We start from the raw sequence: 475 nt of genomic DNA, 5'->3' as shown, positions 1-475 counted from the left end.
CCACCCTCCCGTCCCACACCCGCCGGCTCAGCGCCCACCGGCTCAGCGCCCACCGTTGCCGCGGGGGCGGCCGGGGCGCCGCGGGCCCGGCAGCGGCTGCGCACGGTGGAGATCGTCGAGGCCGCGCTCCTGGTCGATCTGGTCATCGCGATCTGCCTGGTCACACGTTTCCTCCCCTTCGGCTGGCTGCTCACGATCGTCGCGACGGTTCCGGCGGCGACGCTTGCCGCCCGGTGGCGGCTACGGGCGGCCTGGACGGCGATGGTCGCGGCGCTGGCGGTGGCCGTCCTCATCGGCGGCACCGGCTTCGCGATCACGATCACGTCCTGCATGATGACCGGCACGCTGCTGGGCGTCGCGCACCGTCGCCGCTGGGGCCTCGTACGCACCACGGCGGTCGGTCTCGTCGCGCTGTGGGCACCGGTGGCGCTCGGCATGAACGCGCTGTTCTACGTGCTCACCGATCTGCGGGCGC

The 475-nt window shown here is 74.1% G+C and carries 1 pseudogene; it reads left to right on the top strand.

Annotation, left to right across the window (positions count from 1 at the left end):
• A pseudogene (locus tag AC5LUJ_RS22150) lies at positions 1–475 on the top strand (hypothetical protein); the annotation flags it as partial.

The sequence above is a fragment of the Protofrankia sp. CiP1_Cm_nod3 genome (assembly GCF_982290655.1).
This window is presented reverse-complemented; position numbering and strand designations above follow the sequence as displayed.